This window comes from Bacillus sp. BR3(2024), from assembly GCF_039134555.1.
GTDB lineage: Bacteria > Bacillota > Bacilli > Bacillales > Bacillaceae_G > Bacillus_A > Bacillus_A cereus.
This window is the reverse complement of record NZ_CP152433.1, coordinates 2,467,439-2,489,200: the sequence shown is the minus strand read 5'-3', so window position 1 is coordinate 2,489,200 and position 21,762 is coordinate 2,467,439. Positions and strand designations below refer to the sequence as shown.

Sequence of the window (21,762 nt, the reverse complement as noted above, 5' to 3'; positions counted from 1 at the left end):
GTTCCCACCTATAAAATATGCTGTTCCCCCCACATTAGCAACCTTCATTTCATTACATAAAAAAACCGTAATGATTTATCAATATTAAGATAAGTCATTACGGGGTTATTAAACCTCATTATGCATTATACCTATTTCTTCGGCGTTCCATCCTTGTTTGACCTTGAACTGCATTTTCTTTGTATGGATCTATTTGCTCTGTCATTTCATATGTTGCAACTGGTTCTTCGTACTTATACTCATGGATCTTTTCTGGCATTTTACTTTTAGATTCTTTCCCACCAAACTTAAATAGTTTCATCTTTAATTTCGGCAATCTTGGAAGTCGAATCTTAATTGATAATCTTTTGCGTTTCTTTTTTGGTCCAAGTAGATTTATATTTTCTTTATTATTATCTTTCTCTTTGCGGTGAATGAACATCGCAAGTAATCCTCCTATTACAAGTCCTCCAATTAATAGTAATATATATACATAATGGCTTGTCATTAAACTCATTATGCGTTCAAGTATGACTAACGACTGTACTTCTTTTATATCCCATAGTAAAGCGGCCCATAATGAGAATAAGCCCAAAGTAAGTCCATATGTACGAAAACGGAATAAACATGGAATTAACGCGACACATGCAGCAATTTTCGCATTTGCTATGATTGAGCTTGTTGCAACATCTTGATGCCAAATAACTAACAGTAGTGTTATAAATGGCGCATACGCTATCCAACTGCATATACGTGAATACATCTTTTTAGCAAAATAACTACCGAAACTAGTAAAAAATAAAAGCCCTCCAATATATATAGATTGTTCTAGAGGGATTTGCTTTGTAAGTCCTGCAATTGGAAAGAGGCCGCTCAGTAGCATTAAGAGCACATCTAATTTCTTCACAATTCCCCATTCCTTTCAAATTTTTTCAATTAATAAAAATCGTTTTTCCATATGAAATAGTTTTTGTATTTCTAAAAAACATATTAATCCTGTCTGCACATAAAGTAAATATGTAAACGAAAAGATACTTGACAAAGGATATCCTTATTTACATAAAAAAATGACAAATCCTGATCGATATAACGAGCAGGATTTGTTTACTAGTATTTAAAGTAGAATAATTGAATCTTTCTTTTCTACTTTTACTACATCTACATCCAATTCATCATCAAATTCTTTAAACTCTCTTGCATCTATGTCAGTAATATAACTCTTTATTACTTTTTCCATATGCATGGAATATGTAATGTGTACATTCTTTTTCGAAAGCATACTAGAATTACAGCACATGTAATGTATCATTTTAGCGATATAATCCCTTTCTACAGGTTTTACACCTAATGGTAGAATTTCAAGTATATATCGCTGAAAAATCCCACTACAATTAAGTGAATATTCACCAGTGCTATAATACATCCCTTTTTGATCTGCATATAAGCCAATGCTATCTAGAGCATCATCACATTCTATTACACCGTAACTTGGTACATCAAAACCTGTATTTATTCTAATAATATTTAAATTTGGAACCTTTAACACCTCTGGAACAATATCAGGTAAAATATCTGTATTAATTTCTTTATTTTGTAACTCTTTTATCCAATACCTTCTCAAATTTGCATCTACAATGAAATAAACTTGTTCATTTTGTTCTTTTGCATATTGTACAATTTCCATTAATGTTTCGGAAACATATTGTTTAAAAAGAGCTCCCATATCATTTCTCTTTGATGGTTGTGGTAAAAATGCATTATGTTTATTTATATTTAATAATACGTAATCAATCGTTTGCCATTCTGTATTCCCATATAATTTATATAAAATTTCTTTTCCTTTTATTTTTGAAAAAATAGGTAAGAAATCGAATTTCGATATTCGTTCAATTGATAAACTAACATATGTACAAGGTAAATTTATCTTATTCCAACTACGCCTCAAAAATCCTTTTTGTTCTAATAGACTAAAAATACTATTTACAATTGTTTTACGAGATACATTTTGTCCTATAAATAAATTAATAAATGTTGAAATACGGTTTGTTCGTGCAAATCCCTCTCTAATGATTTGTTTTGGATCAATTTTTTCGCGTCCATCACAATTCTTCATCGCGATTAATGCTAATGTCGCATCACTGCGCTTACCCGCGGTAGTATAGACAGCTTTCTTAACATCATCTACAAGATTTGTTTTATATTTTTGGCAATATTGCATTTTATATGGATTTTGTAACACCTTTTCAATATTGTATCTCACAATCTTTAATAACACTGGAAAATCTGTATTCAATACATACGAATTTTCACCAACTTTAGTCAAAACAATTTCGCTATCAAGTAATGCTTGTTCTATTTCCAGCGCTATATTTTCAGACCAAACTTCTAATGTTAATGTCTCTAATCCTTTTGGTGCAAATAAAGGAAATAATTCATTTTTGTTATTTGTTGCTACCTTTTTACATTCTGGAAGTATTGTGAAATAAGAGAATTTACGCTGAAATTCTTTAAATAAATACTCTCTTTCCTTTACTGTTATACCCGGTTCTATTTTAGTACCTTGAACTTTATAAATTCTCTCATTGTATGGAAATAACACCCTTTTATTTTCTCCTACAATATAATCTTTCGGATATTGGAGAATATGGTCTAAATCCACCTCTCCCCCTATTTGAAAATCATCTTTTAAATTTCTAAATATCTTAATCCATTTCATGCCGGTTGTAGCTTGTTGTATTTTTAGTTTTACAAACCGTATTTTTTTATTATTTGACGCAAACTCTGAGGTAGAAATCAATATCATGCCTCGTTTTCGTCTTAAAAGTAAAGGAATATCTGGATGATTATATTCTTGATATTAAGAATGTTTTTATGAGCAGTTCGTATAAGTGTGGTTTAACTGATTTAAGCTATTTTGAAAGAAGACATATCAGCGATAATTTATGTCTATTCTGTATAAGTGTTAGCAAGTTCGTTTGCAAACTTGTTAGCACTTTTTTATATTTCTTCTATTTTTATTTTCTAAGAATTACTTCTCATACACATTATTAATTGATATAATCCACTTAATTTAAGGGGATGATACGATGAATGTTGCTGGGTCAACATTTAGGGTATTCCGTTTATTAAGTAAAATGATTAATCCTATATTAAAAGCATAATCTAAAAACAAATTTTAAATATTATAACGTAAAAAAGCCGACTCATTAGAGCCAGCTCCTTTATTGAGATAATTTTTCAATTTGTGCATAAACTTCAAGTGCAGCTTTACTTGTCTGAATTATTTCAGGAAGCCACCCGAAAATTTTTTGTGCCCTTGATTTATTTCCTTTTGCAACTGATTCCTGTAATTTTTGAACATTTTCTACTGTATCTTGTTTTTCTTCTGGATCTTGTATTTTTTGAATCTCTTCAATTAATTGTTGAAACACATCACTGGTTTCTCCCTGCGCCACCTTTACTTCTTGCTTCACATGATCACCAGTATTTAAGGTTACCGTATTGTTACCTGAAATACTTCCTAAATTGATACTTCTGTTATCCATGTATACAAATACCCCTTTTCCTTGATCTTTAAACGCTTCAATTTCATGCATTAATTTAGGTGAATGTACTACACTAGTGTCAATACTACTTCTTTGAAAATGAACTTTTTTTTTAATGCCTCTTTCTTAAAATCATCTGTAAAATTAAACACTAAAAGTACTCTTTCAGGTTCATAGTAATAATCTTCACCACAAAAACACTCGAAAATTTCCTCATCATCAATCGGTTCATCTAATGGAAAAACAGGACCTTTATGATTTTTAGGACATAAAAGCATTTTTAACGGAATTAATTCATATCCTTGTTTTCTCATTAAAAAGTTCATTACTTCTTCATATTTAGAGATTGATAGATTAACACTCGCTAATACATTTTCAACAGTAAAACCTTCTATAGGAGGATCATTAGCTGCCCATTTTTGCAAAACATTATTAATTTCAATATATGGAATAGCCAAGGTATCATCCCTCCTTAAAATTCTTGGTACTACTCATTTCCTGCTGCTGCTTGTGCCATAGGACTTCTTTCTATTTCTAGAATTACTGCCCAAATCCCTTCCATAACATGCTTAACAACAAAATCTGGTACTTTACTATTAAAAGTAAAAAAGCTATTTCTTATATCAATACAAACTGATGCTTCATATACCAATCCACTAACTGGGTCAGTATATGTAAAATAACAAGTCTCGTCCATTGTATCATCTGTTGGAATATCTAATCCAGCAATAGCATCCATCATAGCAGTATATGTGCCATCCTGATCTAAATTAACACCTTTTTGGCCATTTATTTGAATACTACCTACTCCAGTAGGAATACTTATATGTCTTGATGCTACACCTGCACTTAATATTTCATACAGCCTACTTACTATTTCCTTAGTTAGTTTAGGAATTTTATGCCATTTATAAGGTTTACCAAAACCCAATATTCCCATTGTATAATTCATGTATTTTTCTTGTTCACTTGTAGCACATCTCAATTCAATAATAGGATCCTCATTATTAAAATGAATAATAATTACTGTGAATTTAGGATAAACACCCGGTCTAGAACTATATCCATCTGAACTAGGAACTGTTGTTTTCTTTCCTTCTACTAATTTTAAATAAACAGTACCACCGTCTTCTTTAACAGCGCACATTTGTATATCGAAATTTAATGAAGGTCTCCACTCACTTCCTATTTGTTGCTCAGTAATGCGTCTTTCATCTACTAATTTTCTTAAAAATTTCTGAGCGGTATTGGCTATTTCTGGAAAATGTTGTTCTGTTTTACATAAGGTGAAATACTTTCCATCGTACTGAAAATTCAATGATAAATAATCCAGTTTTTCCTTATGTCCTTTTTGTATTAATTCCTCTATCACTTCTTCTCTATCTCTACTACGTGATTTTATACCGTTACTTCTTGCTAATTTATTAATATATTTATCAGCAACATTTATGTAAGAAATAGGAAGCACCTGCCTTTCCTTTTTATTATAGCAGGTTCATATGTACAACATATATTAGATATGCTATCATAAATAAATAAGCATATTTACCTGCTTACTACGCTTTTGCATCCTGTGATTAGGATGCTTTTTCTTTTATATTAACATATTTATAGACTTCTTAGTATAAAATATTGCCAATTACCCCCATACTTTCCAATCTAATTTGATTTAATGAAATAACTAGACTCACCTTTATGAGAAGCGAAATTATAATTTACTTGAAATTATCTAAATAAAAAGAGTGTTATATTCAAATAACACTCTTTTTATTTCACTCGCACATAGTATGAACTAGCTGTAAGATAAAACACATTACCACGAGAATTTTTCACTTTATACTGTGACGATTCATTTGCTGTTACCTTATCAATAACTTCAAAGCCTAATCCTTTTTCTATAGTTCCAGCCACATCTTTATCCTGCCAAGATGGAGCATCATAGAAACACAGATTATTAAATTTAGATATCAAGAATGATTTTTTGAGCATATCGTATAAGAGTAATTTCATTAATTAAAACTATTTTCAAAGACGACATATCAGCGATAATTTATGTCTATTTTGTATTGGTGTTAGCAAGTTCGTTTGCAAACTTGTTAGCACTTTTTTTATTGATATTCCCGTGCAGTTAAAAAATAAAATTCTCAGTGCTTTCTCCTTTAGATAAAACTTATATAAATCATTATATAAAAATGTTAAAATGTAAGTATTAAAATAAAAAAGGAGAGTATATTTATGAAAAAAATGAAATTTATCTTGCTAGGCTTAGTGATAATGCTAACAACCTCTTTTACGCATTCTGCTAATATTAATGCCGAAAACGAAAAATATGAGAATTTATTCCCACAAGGCTCTCAATATGAACAAGGAGAATATGATACTAGAGCACATCAACCCTTAGCTTATAATTGGTCCAACAACTCACCATATAATGGCACGGATGTAAATAAAATAAGATGGAAATATAGGGTAACTGCTATGGATTCATTTCAAGGGCAACCTGTAATAGGAAATGACGGAACTATTTATGCTGGGAACCTGAATCACAAACTATATGCGTTAAACCCTGATGGTTCACTTAAATGGGAATATTTATCTCAAGAATCTAATATAAAATCCTCAGCATCTATTGGGGCAAATAATACTATCTATTTCTCTGCTGGACGTTTGTATGCGCTAAATTCTGACGGCTCACTAAAATGGAAATCTAAAAATGGAGGTTTTTTCCAAACTCCTACTATAGGAAAAGAAGGGACTGTTTATGCTTATAGCAGTGACAGTGCTAGTTTACAAGCCTATAATCCTGATGGCTCATTAAAATGGAAATCTAAAAGTATGTCTGGGAAGTATAGTATACATTCCACAGGCAGTTTAATTGCTGCTGATGGAACAATCTATACAATAACTGGAAATTATTTATATGCACATAAAAATAATGGCGAAGAAAAATGGAATCTAAGACTAGGTGAACAAGTAAAAGGCGGGTTTTCTTTAGGGTTAAACGGAGAAATTTATATAACCCTTTCTAAAAAACTACTTGTTGTCTCCCCAACTGGGACGATACAAGCTGAATGGAGCTTAAATGAAAATTTATACGGAACCCCTGTCGTATCCCAAAAAGACGGAATAATATATGTTGGTGGTGCTAAAAATTTATTTGCATTAAACATAGATGGATCTATCAAATGGAAATACCCGACAAAAGATTACGTTACTCTTTCTCCACTGCTAGATAATAATGGAACAATCTATACCGGGGTGAGATATGATGGTATACACGTATTAAATCCTGATGGTACACTCAAATGGAAAGTTGATCTATCTTCTTCAAAGGTGGCATTTTCTAATAATAATTCTTTAACAATGGACAAACTAGGAAATCTTTATTTATTTGCTCATGAGCTAGAAGCTAATAATAGTAAATCGTATAATACGATTATGTCCATAGGTAAAGCCACTGAGAATATTTGTCCTGCCCCCACTGAAGGAAGTGGATATATTGAATGGCTTGAATATAAAATGAAAAATGGTGACCTTACATCTGAAGAAATCCAAAGAGCTCAAGAACGCTTGGAAAAAGATTTAGACACCTTAAATAAATTAGCAAATAAATAAAATCCCTGAGATATAAAATATTTTGTCTCATAAAATCAGCAACCACAAATTGTTGTAATTAAGGAAGATACTGAAAAAGATCGCTTCCTAATACTAAGTAATTTTAATACACACACAAGAGAATATACTTTTAATTCACATATACATAGGCTTCATTATCTATTACATAGTATGTTTTACCTTTCTTGTGTTTGGGGCGTTCGTTTATCGGACGCTTCTTTTATTTTGTTCGATGAATTTGTTAATTCAAAAATAAAAGCCGCCCAACAGGACGGCTCCTATTTTCACTATCAAACTATTCTTTTGTATAGTAATATGTTTTACTTTTCAAACTTCACATATTCACCTGAAACCCATTGATTACCACCAACATTATACCAGCTATCTCTATATCCCCACGACTGATACTGTTCTCCTTGGTACACATTTTTTACAATGCCATAATTAGTTCCTGGGCCAGTACGAACACGTAATACATCCGCTGTAATAGTCACTACACCAATACCATCATTTGAAGATTTAGAAGGTGCTGGTGCATCTTCTCCTGTATAACGAATGTATGATGAATCATTATAAACCCACTGATCGCCACCAAGGTTTAACCACCCGTTTGATTGTCCCCATACTTCGTAGGATTCACCTTTACCTAATTGACGAATAACCCCGTATCCAGTACCCGGACCTTTACGAAGGTTAACACCATTCCCTTCAATATACGCAATACCTCTCCCGTTATTTGACGACGGAATAGGTGTAGGAGTTACTTTACCACCTCCATTGTATGCGTTTTGGACTCTTTCAATGAAGCTATTCCAACGTCCTTCTGCTAACATACGATGAGGACAGTACTTTCCACTCCATGATTGGTGTGTGCGAACTTTACTAATTGGAATATTGTACTGTTTCATGAGTTGAGCTACAACGATAGCTGCATTATCTTCTGCTTTATAATATCGATCTCCACCATTTAAAGAGTAGCAAATCTCAACCCCAATAGACTTTCGATTGCCATTTCCTCCACCATCACCGCAATGCCATGCGTTACGCTCTAAAGGAATTCCTTGTACAGCTTCTTTATCATCTACCGCAATATGAAACGATACTTGGTTATCATTGCGAATCATATAAGATACTTCATTTTCTGCTGTAGCATCATTATACGTATTATGAACTGTGATAAATTCTGGATTCATTGTATACGGACACTTTGTACCATATTTAATTGGGTCAACTAATTTTTTTCTGATTTCCATTATTGAACATCTCCCTTTTTCTCTTCTTGTTTTTGTTTACCACCTAAAATTTCAACTGCATTTGTTAACGCTGAAGGTAAGGGAATTCCCATACGACCAGCGTTTTCTAAAAGTGAAAGTAACTCATTGCCCATGAAAAAGAAAATAGTCGCTTCACGAATTGCGCTGTTACTTCCCAATGCTGAATCTAGTTGTGCGGCCGCTCCGACCAAAAGAAAAAGCACCACCTTTTTGGCGATGCCTTTGAAACCAACTTTACTTTTTAATTCTCCGTTATATCCTGCTGCAATCATGCCAGTTAAATAATCAATAACTGCCATCGTCACTAAGATTTTCAATGTTGCATCCCATCCCCCCAAGAAATACCCACAGAAGCCACCAAACGTAGCTATAAATGTTTTTATTAATACATCCACACGTTCCATCTTTTCACTCCTTTTCTGAAAATAAAAAAGCCTGCTTTTGCACGCTTGATTTGTAATAACTAAATTAAAAAGCTCATCGCAATATGAATGACATTTCCATTTTGAACACCATTCAAGAAAATTCCACCATCACTTTTAACTGTAACTTCACAAACTGTTGGTCCATTGCCATATGCAAGTGCTGGGAAAGCAATATTTTGTACAGGGCGAAATCCAGCCGGAAGGGTTGCAAATACTGTTGTATTTGCTAGATATTTAACTGATCCAATGACAGATATCTGCTCCCCACTTCTCTTGTACTTCATTATCCTATCAGCAATGGTCTCTACACCAGTTGTAGGAAGGTTAATCCAACCTGTATCATTTGCTTGTCTAATTGTCCCATCAGTTCGAAATTCTACTCGTTTGGACCAATCCCAAGAATCACCTTGTTCTTTTGTAGAAGGAGCAAATATCAGCTCTCCCTGTGAACCCTTATGAATAACTGATTTATAAGAACGACTTCCTAGCACAATTGCGTTATCAATCTTAAATTCAAGTAATCCATTTATGATGTCGCCGGCTTTCTTAACAAGGTTTGTATTAGCGGAAACATTAAACGTTTTATTGTTACGATTATAATCCCAAACGCCTTGATTTCCTTTAACATCCCTAATCCCATAATAACCATCCCCTGTTTGGTAGAAGTTGAGCTCTTCAACTCCCGCTGTAGAGAATGCTATTTTGTTAGTATTGGCTGTACCTGCCCTGTCAAACAAGAGGTTGCCAGGCATGGTGTCTCCGCTTTTCCTAACAACATCCATAGCATTTAATTTCCTCTGCAACTCATCTAATGTTTTCTTAATAATCTCAAACTCAGAAATATAGTTTTCGATTTTAATATTTCCTTCTTTCACATCACGTCTTAATGTAATCCGAATGTCTGGTGTACTCATTCGTTCTGTACTTTTTTCCATAACAAAATAAGCTGTCCAATCATCCGATGTGGAAACAGCTTGCGAGGACAATGTGTATGAAAATACGCCATTCTTTGCATCAACTATTTGGGCATCATCCCGAACGAACAGTCCGACTTGATTAATCGCTTCGTACTTCACTGCATACCCTGTTAAATCAACAAGTTGCCCCTTTTCTCTTACATTTACAGTAATCTTCAATCCGTTTTTATCATTTTGCCTCGAACGAATTGTTTTGGTAAACACAGGATCTGCTAAATCTATGATAATTTCCTCATTTCGCATGACTACACCTCTCTCTAACTATTCCTTTTCACACGTCTAGGCGGTCTTCTTTGACGTTTTACTTTGTTCCTGTGTTTTATATTTCCTTTAGGCTTTATCGGGTCTAATTCTTCGATTCTAGCATCTGTTTTAGTTACATACTCCTGAAATGCTTTAACAGTCTGCGAAATCATCCCATATAAGCCAACACCATTTTCTTTTGATTCATCCGGAAGTACAACTCCATAGTGTGTTGTAATATCGTTTGTTGTAAGGATTGGATCTCCTTCTTTACGTTTCATACGCATATCATACAACTCGGCTACTTCTGTCTTAAGGTTGTACTGTTTAATTTCCCAGCCCATTACCTTCTCTAACGCATCAAATTTAATATCACGTATATTTGTTTTATATTTCTTTTTAGAAGATACTTTAAAATCTGCTGCTAAAACACCGTTGAAATAAGTTCCCCCAGCACTTTTCACTTGCACATAGGTATTTTCATAATTTCTATTGTTCCGTAATAAGATGTTCTGAAATACGATGTCACTATCTCCACCAGGTGTCAACTTCAAATCAACAACTCGATCTCCATTTTGGCGGAAATTAAACCCTTCTTTTGCAGTGAAATAAGCACCACCTGTTCTACTTTCCAGAAAAAGATTATTTTGGCTTCTCAAAGAAGCATAGGATGCTTTTGACTCTAGTTCTAGGCTTTGATCCGCTCTTAGTTCTGCATGTCCATTTTGATTAAACGCAAGGCCCGCTGAAAAATAGACTCTGTTTGGATCACCATTTAGGTATCCATTTGATATTCCGATTCCTCCTGACTTGGGAGAACTTTCGAGTTGGTAAACTAACACTGCACCCTGCGTTGCTGTTATATCATTGTTGCCACCTAATACAATAGTGGGTTGCATGATATTACTTTGATTTATATAATAGCCCATGAAAATCCGAGTGATATACGATTCCATTAACCTAATAAACTGTTTGGAAATAGAGACATAATTAGAATCATTGGCAGTTCTAAGAGTAGTTCCTGTTATTTCTCCGCCTCGAATCAAATTTCCATTCAATACTCCAGTTGTAATAAAATCCGCAACAATACGCCCATCTTTTGTCATTGCTATTTCATAAGGACCATTTACCCCGTTTGATGAATACCCTAATCCGTTTATGTTCCACTGCCACACTTTTGAAGCTGTCATTTCATTTTTGGTATCCATAATTAAAATTCGGTCTGGATATACACGTACATTTCCACCAAATCCCGAATTGATTAATTTTGTGGCATTTTCTTTCGCTGCATCCAGTAAAGATCCTGGCATATTGGATAAATCTTGTTGGATTTGATCTACTTTACCCGCCATGTCTGTAAAAGATTCTTTAAAGTTTCCAATGGTTACATTGATATATTCCTCTTTAATCGGATCATATTTATACGCAATAACTTTTGCTTGAATATCAATACCATCTTCCTCATGTTTAACTGTTACAATATCGCCCATCCAGACACGCTGCAAAATTTTATATTCTTTATACTCCTCTGTTTGAGACAACTCTTGAAATTCAACCTTATATGTCGCTTTTGGTTGATCTACCATCTGAATATCAAACATAGCTTTAGCGGCTTGACGTAACCTGTTATATGCTTCTTCTACAGGTAATGCGTCTTCATCATTTGCATTTTTACCAATAGCTGCTTTTATATGATTAAATTCAATAACTCGTATTCTCGGATGTGGATACTTATGAATCAGTGGACTATCTACATATTTTTCTGGTAATAACAATCCGTCAAACCCTTGCGGCATAATTCTGGTAGTAGGGCTTTTCCAGTCCACACTTCCTTCATAACCTAACAAATCTTTTTTATGTCTTATTACTACTCCACGATTAGCTCCTCGGTTTTTCAGCATTTTAACATCGAAGTTGTCTCTTTTTAATTCCCCGCCCCATCGATTCACGAATGAGTTATCTTGGCTCGTATCCAACATTGCTTCCACTGGATTCTTTCGAACAATACGTGCGGTGGATATATTCGTTACGTCAGAATAAAAAGTAAACGGATGCTTATATTGACAACCTGATGATAACCTAGCCATAGCCCCAGTACCATTTGTAGGCTGTATAAATATATCTTCAATCAAGTTTTCCGTTAAATCATAAAAAATGTGATAACAAACCGCTTTGATTTCTCCCATGCTCACTTTAGGAGTCACCACGCGAAATAACTGATCCCCATCAGGAGTAGGAACTTTTATGATGCTCATTCCGTCAATCTTCGTTCCATATGGAGCAAATAAAGGATAATTAAAATTAAAAACAAATAAACCGTTGAGTTCTTCCTCAACAGTTGCACTATAAATATGTTTATCTAAAACACCAATTCCGTTATGCGTAAAATCTGTTTCATTTGGTTTATATAAAGTAATCATTATTTATATCTCCATCTTGGTTGAATTGAAATAAATTGAATAGCACCTGACCACTCTATTTTATTTTCTCCTATTTGGAATTCTGGAAAACCACCAATCATCTTATCATTCATCGATACTGTACCACTGTATGCCTCTAATAATTCTGAATCTATTACAACAGAACCATTTACATCTTTAATCTGAAAAGAAACATCATTAATGAAAATTCGAAATGTACCATTCCCTGCAACGAACAACATTGGAGTTGATTCCATTGTACCTGGATTATAAATAGATCCAGGAGTACTCAACATTATATTTGCATCTTCTGTATACTCAAACGGGTCAAGCGTAAAGTCGACTTCAAACTCACCATGTTCTTCGATTTCATTTGCAATATCACCTACTACAACATTTTTAATTTTTCGATACACATCATCATCTGTAAAATATAGTGTCTTGCCATTCATCAACCAAGCCTTCATGCGCCGAACTAATGGCTTAATATTCTCTTCTTCAAGCATATTGAACTTTATTTTTAAAGGAACGTCTTTAAACGCCCCTTTTTTTGTAAGTGAACCATGTCTACCGGGCACTTCAATATGTTCTACTTCCTGTTCTGCTGTAGGAATAACAGGGCGTTCTACCATACATATTCCATAGTCACTTGCTAACTGATTATCGATACCTATGTCTAGCAATTTAAGTCCTCCCTATTCCTATTTTTACATTACGACCACGCTCAGCAAACCAATCATTTGCCTTTTCAAACATACGATCCACATCACGTTCATTATTGATTGTGTTATAAAAATTAATTTCTACAGGACCACTGTCAATTTGTTGAACAATCGGTTGAACTGCTCTTGTCGCTAATGTGGACAGATTAGAGGCGATGTTATCTTGTTTATTTATTCCATATAAATTTAACTTTTTAAAAGTATCATCAACCATGTTTGAAATGTTATTAAGTGCGGATTGTAACACGTTACCTTTGGTTGACTTTTGGTTTGGAGCATTATAAAAATCTTTAAAAATCTGCTCTCTGAAACCAGCTACTTTCTTGCCTATCTCCAACCACTTTCCAGACTCTACAAATTCCTCTTCTAATATCTTTTGAAAAGGATCTCCACTCTCTAATACACTACGAATATAACGAGCAACCGGATTGTTTTCGCTCATACCGCTATTAACATCATAACCTTCAAGTTCTTTACCAACTGCTTTTAATGCATCCCTCATATCAACTGGTAAATGAGTAATCCAATCATTAAGATAGTCTCCATCTTCCAGTATTGCCTCAAAATAACTCCGAAGAGGATTATTATTATTCATGTCGTTTAAAGTGGAACTATTGAAAGTATTTAACGTAGTTTCTAATACCGTATACACTGAATTTGCTAAGTTTTTAGCTGCCGCAAGAACTGTTGACATTGATTGTTCCATACCAACAGCAAGCCCCGCACCAACTTGTTTACCAACCTGATCCCTCATTTTTCGAGATGGACTATGGATGTCGAAGAAGGAAGTAAAACCATCAAGAATATCGTTACCTATAGACTTCACCTTACTTAACACTTTACCAGCCATGCTACCTAGACCATCTATCAATCCACTTATGATATCTTTACCTATCTTAAATAGATCGATTTTTCTTAATGTGTCAACGATTTTCGGTACAATATCTGTTACAATTGTTGAACCTAATTGCCCTACCATGCTGACAATCCCTTTTATTAAAGCCCAAATTAGTTGAACACCAGCTTCAAGGATTTTAGGTAAATTCTTAATTAACTCTCCTGCTAAAGTAACAATTAGCTTTAATGCGGCTGCAATTAATTCCGGTATCACCTTTACAATTCCAGCAATCAGCATAAGTAAAATTTTCACACCAGCTTCAAGTATCTTCGGCAAGTTTGCAATTAATGTGGATGCTATTTTGACAATTAAATCTAATGCTGCATTAATAAGCTGTGGTAACACTTTTACAATTCCATCAATAATGGCCATTAAAATCTTTACACCGGATTCAATTATTTTAGGTAAGTTTGTTAATAAAGTATCCGCCACTTTGGTGATAAGATTTATCGCTAAATCAATAAGTTGCGGTAGCATTTTAATGATTCCGTCTATTAAGCTAGTTAAAACCTTAACACCAGCTTCAATAATCATAGGTAAATTCGCTGTAATGGCTTCAATTAAAGTTGTAATGACTGTAATAATCGCTAAAGCAATCATCGGTAAAGCTTGTGTAATTCCTGTAATTAATGAAACTAATAAATTTATTCCCATTTCAATTAACTGAGGTAAAAATGACATAATTCCATTAATAATAGTTTGAATAATCGTTACAGCTATTTGGATTAACTGTGGGAGCATCTGCATAATTCCATTTATTAAAGTCATAATCAATTGAAGTCCTGTTTCTATCAGAGTAGGTAAGACTTGTACAATCCCAGAAATTAAAGTTTGAATGATTTGTATTCCCATTTGAACAATCATAGGGAGATAGGTAGCAATCATCTGCGAAATTGTATTTATAATCCCAACGATGGCTTCGAGCATAATTGGAGCCGCTACAACCAAACCATTCACAAGGTTTGAAATCATTTGTGATCCTGCTTCAAGAAATTGCGGTAATACTGTTGTTACGAAGTTAGCTATATTGGTAAAAATATTTGTAATAGTTTCAAGAATAATCCCTGAGTTTGCATTCAAATACTCCGCTATAGCTGGTAAATAACGAGATACCGAGACGAGCACACCAGGAAGCCCACCAATAATTGCTCCTGCGATTGTAGGGCCAATCATCTTAAAAATTTCACCTAACTGGCTAAAATCTCCCGAAAAGACCGCTTTTACTGCATCAAAAAGATGAAGGCATGCTTCACGTATCTTACTAACTGCCAATCCTATCATTTCAGCCGCATCTTGAAATCCTTTTGGCAAATGAGTAATCCAATCATTTAAATAATCTCCATCAACAGCCGTATAGAATAGATATTTACCTAGTGAAGATAATGCGTGTCCAAAGTTTTGAACGCTTTCAATTACATTCGTAATGCTATTTTTGAACCCTTCATTGGTTTGCCATAAATTTCGCATCCAAATAATCAATCCAGCAATAGCCGCCGATGCAGCTATCACTCCACCTGCTACTAATGCAACTGGACCAGCAACAGCCCCAATACTTACACCCAATATACCAGCTATACTGGATAAGGTGACAAACACTGGGGCTAACGCCATGCATGCTCCAACAAGGATTCCAAGCGCGGTTACAATTGTTGTTATAGCTGCCGCTAATGCTGGATGTTCTGAAACAAACCCCGCAAAAGCACTAATTACATCCGCGATGACGCCCAGAACAGGCTCAAGCGCCATTTTCAAGTCGTTCATAGCCTTTTTAAATTTCACTGCTGGGCTGGCATCCATTTTCTTTATCGTTTCATTTAGCTGTTCTTGATTCTTGTTTAGATCAACAACTTTGTCTTGAGCTCCAATAAGTGTATTCGTAATGTTTTGTCCTTGATCTTCGTACATTGTCCCGAAAATTTGAGCACCTATTAAATTTTTCTGTGTTGCATCTTCAACACCATCTAGAGCCTTTGCAATTTCCGTCATGGCTTGAGAACCGCCTCTACCACCTTCAGCAACAGCTTTACCCCACTTTTGCATTTGTTCAGTAGAAATTTTTGTGCCCTTAAGTAAATCTTGAAGTGCTTTAGGAACTTCTTTACCAAATTCAGCGGCTTTAATTCGCCCTTCCTTCAATCCATCTAGCAAATTATCAATATTCCAAGTACCTGTTTCAACTCCAGCTTCCATAATAGCTTGTACTTCTTCAGCTCGATATCCAGCTCGTGTTAACTGGCCACCATATTCAGCGATAATGTCCAATTGCTCAGGAGGGAAACCGATTTTTAACAGACGATTTGTTAGACCTAAAGCCGTATCACTAGTTATCCCTAACTCATTACCGATTTCATTCGCTTCTTGAATTAACTCGGTAAAATCTATACCTGCATAAGCACTTGCAATGGCTCCTGCTCCTTTTACAATGGAAGCATTAGCTTTATCACTGACAGTTTGATTTAACGCCCATTGTCTACGTGTACCCTCCAGCGCTTCCTCTACATCAACACCATAGGCTTCTACACCACGAACCGCTTCTTCTACCGATTTTTTAGAGGATGCTGGAACTTCAAAAGAAACGTCAATTTTTGTTTTTAATTTAGAAGTATCAAGTGCTTGCTCAATGGCTCCTGAAATACCACCACCAGCCATTAATCCACCAAGAATATTTTCTAAACCGATATCTAATTCTTTAAAACTGTGCGATGCTCTTTCTGCTTCTCGTGAAATGTCCCTCAAGTCATTTCGAACTTGTTGTAATGAGTTCCCATCATCTATAGAACGAAGAGAGCGCTGTAATTTCTCAATATCTGCTTCTGAACCTAATGCTTCACGACCAATGATTTGAATCGCTTGTTCTAACTGCCTAGCTGTCGCTGTACTGTTTCGTATTGCGTTTGTAAGGTTATTCCCTAATGCATTTGCAAAGTGGTCTACACTCGTTTCAGTCGCATCAAAGAATGTCTTTAATTGTTTCGTTGCGTTTTCTTGTTCCTGCAAACTTTTATTTGTCGCACTTAATTGATTCTGCAACTGCTGTTCTGCTGTCCGAGCTTGTATTAGCTGCGTTTCATATCTTTGGATTTCACTAGCATTTTCACCATACTGCTGTTTGGCTTGATCTAACTGTTTCTGATAGTTTTGTACTTTACTAGCTGCAACAGTATGTTGCTCTCCAAGGTTATCTATTTTTAGACGTAACTTCTCTATTTCTGAAGCATTCTCACCAAGCGTTGCTTTTTGCAACTCGTATTGAGCATTTAACTTAGAAAGAGAAGATTGTAACTGTTCTTCCTGTCCTTTTAGGTCTTTCAGTTTTTGAGCTGCTTTAGCTGTTTCACTTGTTCTTTCCTGTTCAGCATCTCTCGCCTGTTTTAAACTTTCAGAAGTTTGTTTAATACTATTTGCTAACTGTTGTTCTGTTATTTGTTGACTTCGTAATTTTGATTCCAACTTTGCTACAACAGTAGAATTTTCTCCGTACAATTCTTTAGCACGTTGTAAATGTTCCGCCGTTGCTTGCGTCGCCTTTTGTGCAACTGCATACTGTTGGGAAAGGTTTTGAAGCTTTGCTTGTAGTTTTTCTGAATCAGTAGCATTTAACTTCATCTGCTCTTCTTGTAATTTCATTTCTTGACGAAGTTTTTTAGTTTCCTGATTCATGCCCTTCATAGCATCATTAAAATCTTTATTTTGCGCTTTAAATATAACTTCAACTTCCGAATTATTTCTTGCCATTATCTCACCTACCTTTACTTGGGATTGTTACGCCACGCTTCAAATGCTGTAATCCCTGCGTAAATACGCTCAACAGACGAAATTGGCTCATGCCAAAAAGTCTCTGGATCTATTCCAGAGACTAGACAATACAAGACGTATTTATCTTCCACACATTCAATTTTAATGTCTGGATTTTTTACTTTTTTTCACCGTTACCGCCGCTATTTGTACTTTTTTTCAGTGCTGCGGCAAATTGATTTGGATCTTGACTGATTACATCTACAACAAGTTTCGTATATAGTTCAATAGATTCTGCTAATGAATCATGATACTTCTTTAAGAAATCATCAAATGTTAACTTCTCTTTTGGGTTTGCGCCTTTAAACGCCATATAAATCACTTTATGAATACTTGTTTGATCGATTTGTTCTAAAGCTGATAAATCTTTATTATCCTCATTTCTTAATCCATCTAATGCTTGGAATTTCACGATATCAGCAATAATCGAACTAGTAATAAGCCCTTCTTCTTGGCCCTTTTTCAAAGCGTAATTTGTTAAAAATGCTGGATAGTCCTGGTCGTTAACAAAACTCTTTTCATACTCACCATCTACTTTTTTAAATTCCACTTCTTTTAATGTTATTTTTTGAACTTTCATCTGCTATTTCCTCACTTTCATTTTCTTCTCATTTAAATCCAAAAGAAAAAGCCCTATATAAAACTAGGGCTTTAAGCTGAAGTTGTTCCTTTAACAAGAGCTGAATTAAATTGTGTATGCCACTTTTGAGCCACTGTTGCATCTGCTAATTCATCCACAAACGCTTCATAATAGAAATTCTTTAAGTCGTCTGGTAAGGCTGTGAATTCTAATTCCATCATTGCCAATTCTTCTTCACCATTCGCAATAGCAAATTTAAAACCGGTGGAGTTTGAGCAATTTGGAAACGCAATAAGTTTTACAACATCTTGATACTCATCTACTACATCAGCCGTAAATACAAAATCATATCCCTTTGAATCAATACCGAACGCCCATACACCCGGCTTTAATCCAGTTGTATTAAAACCAAAATAATCTCTTGCTACTTTAACAGGAATATGCGCTGAAACAGTAACTTTAAGTTCCGTGGTTTTCGATTTCTTTTTCAACGTCACGCCACCACATGTTTTTTTCATTTCCTTGTTTTCTGGTTCCCCTTCAATTGATCCTACACATCCAAATTTTGTTCCTGGCTCTTGCGTTCCTTTCTTCTTAAATTGAATACTTGCATTCGCAATCGACACGGAATCAAATTCTTCAATTACTTTAACCATTTAAAATTCCTCCTCCAATACTTTATCTACACCTTTGTGTAGATCTTCTAAAATTCTTGGCCTAGCGTTTACAATCCCACGCTCCGCAAATCGTTGTTCTAAGGGATTATGTGAACCCCTTCCTTCGTTCGGGAATACTAGATAACCAAACGATCCTTTTTTATTAGCTGCTCCACCACGGGCTAATATCCTAAAACCTAAATTCATCTTTTCGCTTTTGGACCAGTTGCTATCTTTGGCATGGGTTTTATTTCGAACACTCCATTTAGAACGAGATACCGGAATCAGCTTTGTAATCTCTTCTATTGCAATTCGTATACCGTCTGTGTGGAGGATGGTATTGATTGTAGGTTCCATCTTATTTGGTAATAACCGCATTTTTTCTTCAAGCTTTTCTATTGCTTCATATTCAAGCTCAAATGCACTCAATTGGAATCACCCTCTTAAATGTAAAAACAACACGATCAATAAAACGATCTGTATCTTTCACTTGAAGGCGATCGCTTTTAGAAACTACAAAGGATACCATTTTCACCTTGCCAACCCACGAAATAATATCAATGACCTGCTCATCTAAATTCGATTGATTTTCCGATAAATAACTAACATATATGCTTTGAGAAATTGTACGCTCATTAGACGACGGTTGAAACTCACCATATTCCAAAATAAAACAGTTGTATCCCTCTTCTGTTAATTGCGATTCCTCATCTTCTGCTAGTTCATCCTCAACAACTAAAAGCTTAAATCCGTCTTCAAGAGCTTTTTTAATGCCACTTCTCTGCTCCTTCATAAGCTTTTTAGATTTTTCATTCACGAGATTTCACCGCCTGCTGCAAATAAAAGAAAAGGTATTGTTTGTTAGAATCATGATCCGCTTTAATCACGTCATATTCGATTCCATCCATTAATACCTTAAGTTTATTTTTATTTATCTTTCTAAAGGAAGGTGGATACAGTGTTTTAACTTTTAAATCTAATCCCGTTGTTAAAACGCCCACCATTTTATAATCACTGTCCCGTAAAGACATCACTTTATAGGCAAGCTTTCCTTCTTCACGAAACTTCTCACCTATTCTTTTTCCCTCTTCTGAACGCTCTGTTTTTTTATATCCATATTGTAGAAATCCGTCATTTAAGGTTTCTCTATACGATTTTAGAACCATTGATTACACCAACTTTTCCTAAAGCCACATCTAAAATAAGCCTGGATAATTCATTTTTATAATTCTTTTCAAACTCATCACCTGCATTGTTATAGACATACCGACACCGTTCTAACAACAAATCTTTCGGTGTTAGCTCCTTTGAAAAATCAAAAGACGCATTTGTTAAACCCAACAAATACGCCTCTCCTTTTTCCAAAAGTTTTATTAAACTAGCATCCTCTTCATTCCATGTGATTTTAAGAACGTCTTTTAATTCTTGCAAAAGATTATCCATTTGCATCACCTTCTAACCATTAAGCCGTTGTAGTACTTGCTTTCTCTCCTAATTTACTAATATCAAACACAAGGAACGATTTATTATCCTTCGGACGACCATTTGCATATTGTTTACCAATATATACACGCTCGTCTTCGATGAATTTCACTTCATCTGAGAATTCAATTTTTTGTGTAGAGCCCACTCCTAGAAAGTAATCTTTCGCCATCCCAGTTACCGCTTTTCCATTAGGAACTTCTGTTGATTGAATAAATTGAATAGGAATAGCTGTGTTTTGAACATATTCTCCATTCGCATTTTGGAAAGTAATAGATGGAAAAATACGTGCCCAATAATCCATAGGATTTACAACCATAATTACATTTGCTACATTTCGTTTTCCGTTGTTTGTTAGAGGGGCCATAATTTCTTTACCTAATGTTTTGGGCGATAAATCATTTAATGCAACTGCTGTTTTATCTGGATAAATCCCACCAACTACAGCCCCGTCTAAATTTTTCATCATGCCAATAGGTTGTTCCTTACCCGTACCACTAATTACAGCTTGTTCAAGAGCAATATACATAGATTCCATCAAAACTGTACGAACATAACGATCCAACCATTCTGGACCTAAATCTAACATCGCTTTACAAACAGGAATATATGCGCTTAATTTATAAAGGTTTAATTGAACTTTCTCAAATCCTTCATCAATGACCTGTTTAATGTCATCGCATAATTTCCCCCACCATGCTGCTGGAATTTCTCCTTTCTTCATAATCCATTCTGTTAATCCTGTTACATTAATAAAATCAATTGCTTGAAGTAAAGGACGATTTCTTACTAACTCTTCAAACACGCGATCAATAACTGTCGCTGGAATTAATTTTTCGACTCCTGCAAATGCTTCACCACTTGCGATTACTTCATTGTAGTATGAGCGCTCTTCGTTAGTTAAAGCATGTAATCCACGGGAGTTTAATACCGCTTGATTATTTAAATTACTTGCAATTTCAGTTTGAACCGCTGGCGTAACTTCATTCAAAATGTTTGTTTGAATTACATTTGCCATTTTCGTCATGGCTTTTGCATATGCTTCATTATCATTCTTTTCAATTGCTGCTTTAAATTCGTCTTTCACGTCTTCCATACTGTTATCTACACGATCTAGATTTTTAATCGTCATAAATGATTCTCCCTCCAAA

Annotated in this window: 19 protein-coding genes and 1 pseudogene; 1 reads left to right on the top strand and 19 read right to left on the bottom strand. The window is 34.7% G+C overall.

The genetic code is table 11. The annotated features are described in order from the left end of the window. Positions 1-118: 118 nt before the first annotated feature. The 6 genes and pseudogenes from V7S45_RS12815 to V7S45_RS12790 all read right to left on the bottom strand — a co-directional run. Positions 119-886 carry a DUF3959 family protein gene (locus tag V7S45_RS12815; protein ID WP_342761884.1) on the bottom strand — a complete coding sequence of 256 codons (768 nt, stop codon included), beginning with the start codon at positions 884-886 and terminating at the stop codon, positions 119-121. Positions 887-1,093: 207 nt separating this feature from the next. Beyond that, the gene (locus V7S45_RS12810) at positions 1,094-2,776 is read right to left on the bottom strand and encodes an RNaseH domain-containing protein (protein WP_342761883.1); all 1,683 of its coding nucleotides are present in this window, start codon (positions 2,774-2,776) and stop codon (positions 1,094-1,096) included. 424 nt (positions 2,777-3,200) lie between these two features. After that, entirely contained in the window at positions 3,201-3,524 is a 324-nt protein-coding gene (locus V7S45_RS12805) for a hypothetical protein (protein WP_342761882.1), read from the bottom strand. A 68-nt stretch (positions 3,525-3,592) separates the two neighbouring features. After that, a complete protein-coding gene (locus V7S45_RS12800) occupies positions 3,593-3,982 on the bottom strand; it encodes a hypothetical protein (RefSeq protein WP_098229218.1) in 390 nt (129 codons plus the stop codon). A gap of 29 nt (positions 3,983-4,011) precedes the next feature. Beyond that, a complete protein-coding gene (locus V7S45_RS12795) occupies positions 4,012-4,992 on the bottom strand; it encodes a hypothetical protein (protein WP_098229217.1) in 981 nt (326 codons plus the stop codon). Between the two features lie 299 nt (positions 4,993-5,291). Then, positions 5,292-5,495 (bottom strand): annotated as a pseudogene (locus tag V7S45_RS12790) (N-acetylmuramoyl-L-alanine amidase); the annotation flags it as partial. 264 nt (positions 5,496-5,759) lie between these two features. Between V7S45_RS12790 and V7S45_RS12785 the strand changes: the two are divergent. Then, positions 5,760-7,139 carry a PQQ-binding-like beta-propeller repeat protein gene (locus V7S45_RS12785; RefSeq protein WP_342761881.1) on the top strand — a complete coding sequence of 460 codons (1,380 nt, stop codon included), beginning with the start codon at positions 5,760-5,762 and terminating at the stop codon, positions 7,137-7,139. A gap of 320 nt (positions 7,140-7,459) precedes the next feature. On the opposite strand, the gene V7S45_RS12780 is transcribed toward V7S45_RS12785, so the two are convergent. From V7S45_RS12780 to V7S45_RS12720, 13 genes are all read right to left on the bottom strand, one after another. Next, positions 7,460-8,392: an N-acetylmuramoyl-L-alanine amidase gene (locus tag V7S45_RS12780; protein ID WP_342761880.1), complete on the bottom strand. Its 933-nt coding sequence runs from the start codon at positions 8,390-8,392 to the stop codon at positions 7,460-7,462. Then, a complete protein-coding gene (locus tag V7S45_RS12775; protein WP_342761879.1) occupies positions 8,392-8,817 on the bottom strand; it encodes a phage holin family protein in 426 nt (141 codons plus the stop codon). Before V7S45_RS12775 ends, V7S45_RS12780 begins: the two co-directional genes overlap by 1 nt. A 59-nt stretch (positions 8,818-8,876) precedes the next feature. Then, positions 8,877-10,058, bottom strand: a complete 1,182-nt coding sequence (locus tag V7S45_RS12770; protein WP_342761878.1) for a BppU family phage baseplate upper protein — start codon at positions 10,056-10,058, stop codon at positions 8,877-8,879. 14 nt (positions 10,059-10,072) lie between these two features. Continuing rightward, the gene (locus tag V7S45_RS12765; protein WP_342761877.1) at positions 10,073-12,478 is read right to left on the bottom strand and encodes a phage tail spike protein; all 2,406 of its coding nucleotides are present in this window, start codon (positions 12,476-12,478) and stop codon (positions 10,073-10,075) included. After that, positions 12,478-13,161 (bottom strand): distal tail protein Dit, encoded by a 684-nt coding sequence (locus V7S45_RS12760; protein ID WP_086396591.1) that lies wholly within the window; start codon positions 13,159-13,161, stop codon positions 12,478-12,480. Before V7S45_RS12760 ends, V7S45_RS12765 begins: the two co-directional genes overlap by 1 nt. Before the next feature lies 1 nt (position 13,162). Beyond that, a complete protein-coding gene (locus V7S45_RS12755; RefSeq protein ID WP_342761876.1) occupies positions 13,163-17,833 on the bottom strand; it encodes a hypothetical protein in 4,671 nt (1,556 codons plus the stop codon). 178 nt (positions 17,834-18,011) lie between these two features. Then, the gene (locus V7S45_RS12750; RefSeq protein ID WP_342761875.1) at positions 18,012-18,473 is read right to left on the bottom strand and encodes a hypothetical protein; all 462 of its coding nucleotides are present in this window, start codon (positions 18,471-18,473) and stop codon (positions 18,012-18,014) included. 71 nt (positions 18,474-18,544) lie between these two features. Further along, complete coding sequence (locus V7S45_RS12745; RefSeq protein WP_342761874.1) at positions 18,545-19,129, bottom strand: phage tail protein; 585 nt, start codon at positions 19,127-19,129, stop codon at positions 18,545-18,547. Further along, positions 19,130-19,558, bottom strand: coding sequence for a hypothetical protein (locus V7S45_RS12740; protein WP_342761873.1), 429 nt, complete (start codon positions 19,556-19,558; stop codon positions 19,130-19,132). Further along, on the bottom strand, positions 19,545-19,946 hold the full coding sequence (locus V7S45_RS12735; RefSeq protein ID WP_241676030.1) for a hypothetical protein: 402 nt from the start codon (positions 19,944-19,946) through the stop codon (positions 19,545-19,547). Before V7S45_RS12735 ends, V7S45_RS12740 begins: the two co-directional genes overlap by 14 nt. Further along, positions 19,939-20,295: a phage head closure protein gene (locus tag V7S45_RS12730; protein WP_000243384.1), complete on the bottom strand. Its 357-nt coding sequence runs from the start codon at positions 20,293-20,295 to the stop codon at positions 19,939-19,941. Before V7S45_RS12730 ends, V7S45_RS12735 begins: the two co-directional genes overlap by 8 nt. Next, positions 20,276-20,572, bottom strand: coding sequence for a hypothetical protein (locus V7S45_RS12725; RefSeq protein ID WP_000369375.1), 297 nt, complete (start codon positions 20,570-20,572; stop codon positions 20,276-20,278). Before V7S45_RS12725 ends, V7S45_RS12730 begins: the two co-directional genes overlap by 20 nt. A gap of 19 nt (positions 20,573-20,591) precedes the next feature. Next, positions 20,592-21,743, bottom strand: coding sequence for a phage major capsid protein (locus V7S45_RS12720; RefSeq protein ID WP_342761872.1), 1,152 nt, complete (start codon positions 21,741-21,743; stop codon positions 20,592-20,594). Positions 21,744-21,762 lie beyond the last annotated feature (19 nt).

Excerpts from the sequence above, each read along its gene's own strand:
- V7S45_RS12805 (WP_342761882.1), bottom strand. The coding sequence starts at position 3,524 with ATGGATAACAGAAGTATCAATTTAGGAAGTATTTCAGGTAACAATACG.
- V7S45_RS12785 (WP_342761881.1), top strand. The coding sequence starts at position 5,760 with ATGAAAAAAATGAAATTTATCTTGCTAGGCTTAGTGATAATGCTAACA.
- V7S45_RS12780 (WP_342761880.1), bottom strand. The coding sequence starts at position 8,392 with ATGGAAATCAGAAAAAAATTAGTTGACCCAATTAAATATGGTACAAAG.
- V7S45_RS12775 (WP_342761879.1), bottom strand. The coding sequence starts at position 8,817 with ATGGAACGTGTGGATGTATTAATAAAAACATTTATAGCTACGTTTGGT.
- V7S45_RS12770 (WP_342761878.1), bottom strand. The coding sequence starts at position 10,058 with ATGCGAAATGAGGAAATTATCATAGATTTAGCAGATCCTGTGTTTACC.
- V7S45_RS12765 (WP_342761877.1), bottom strand. The coding sequence starts at position 12,478 with ATGATTACTTTATATAAACCAAATGAAACAGATTTTACGCATAACGGA.
- V7S45_RS12755 (WP_342761876.1), bottom strand. The coding sequence starts at position 17,833 with ATGGCAAGAAATAATTCGGAAGTTGAAGTTATATTTAAAGCGCAAAAT.
- V7S45_RS12750 (WP_342761875.1), bottom strand. The coding sequence starts at position 18,473 with ATGAAAGTTCAAAAAATAACATTAAAAGAAGTGGAATTTAAAAAAGTA.
- V7S45_RS12745 (WP_342761874.1), bottom strand. The coding sequence starts at position 19,129 with ATGGTTAAAGTAATTGAAGAATTTGATTCCGTGTCGATTGCGAATGCA.
- V7S45_RS12730 (WP_000243384.1), bottom strand. The coding sequence starts at position 20,295 with ATGGTTCTAAAATCGTATAGAGAAACCTTAAATGACGGATTTCTACAA.
- V7S45_RS12725 (WP_000369375.1), bottom strand. The coding sequence starts at position 20,572 with ATGGATAATCTTTTGCAAGAATTAAAAGACGTTCTTAAAATCACATGG.
- V7S45_RS12720 (WP_342761872.1), bottom strand. The coding sequence starts at position 21,743 with ATGACGATTAAAAATCTAGATCGTGTAGATAACAGTATGGAAGACGTG.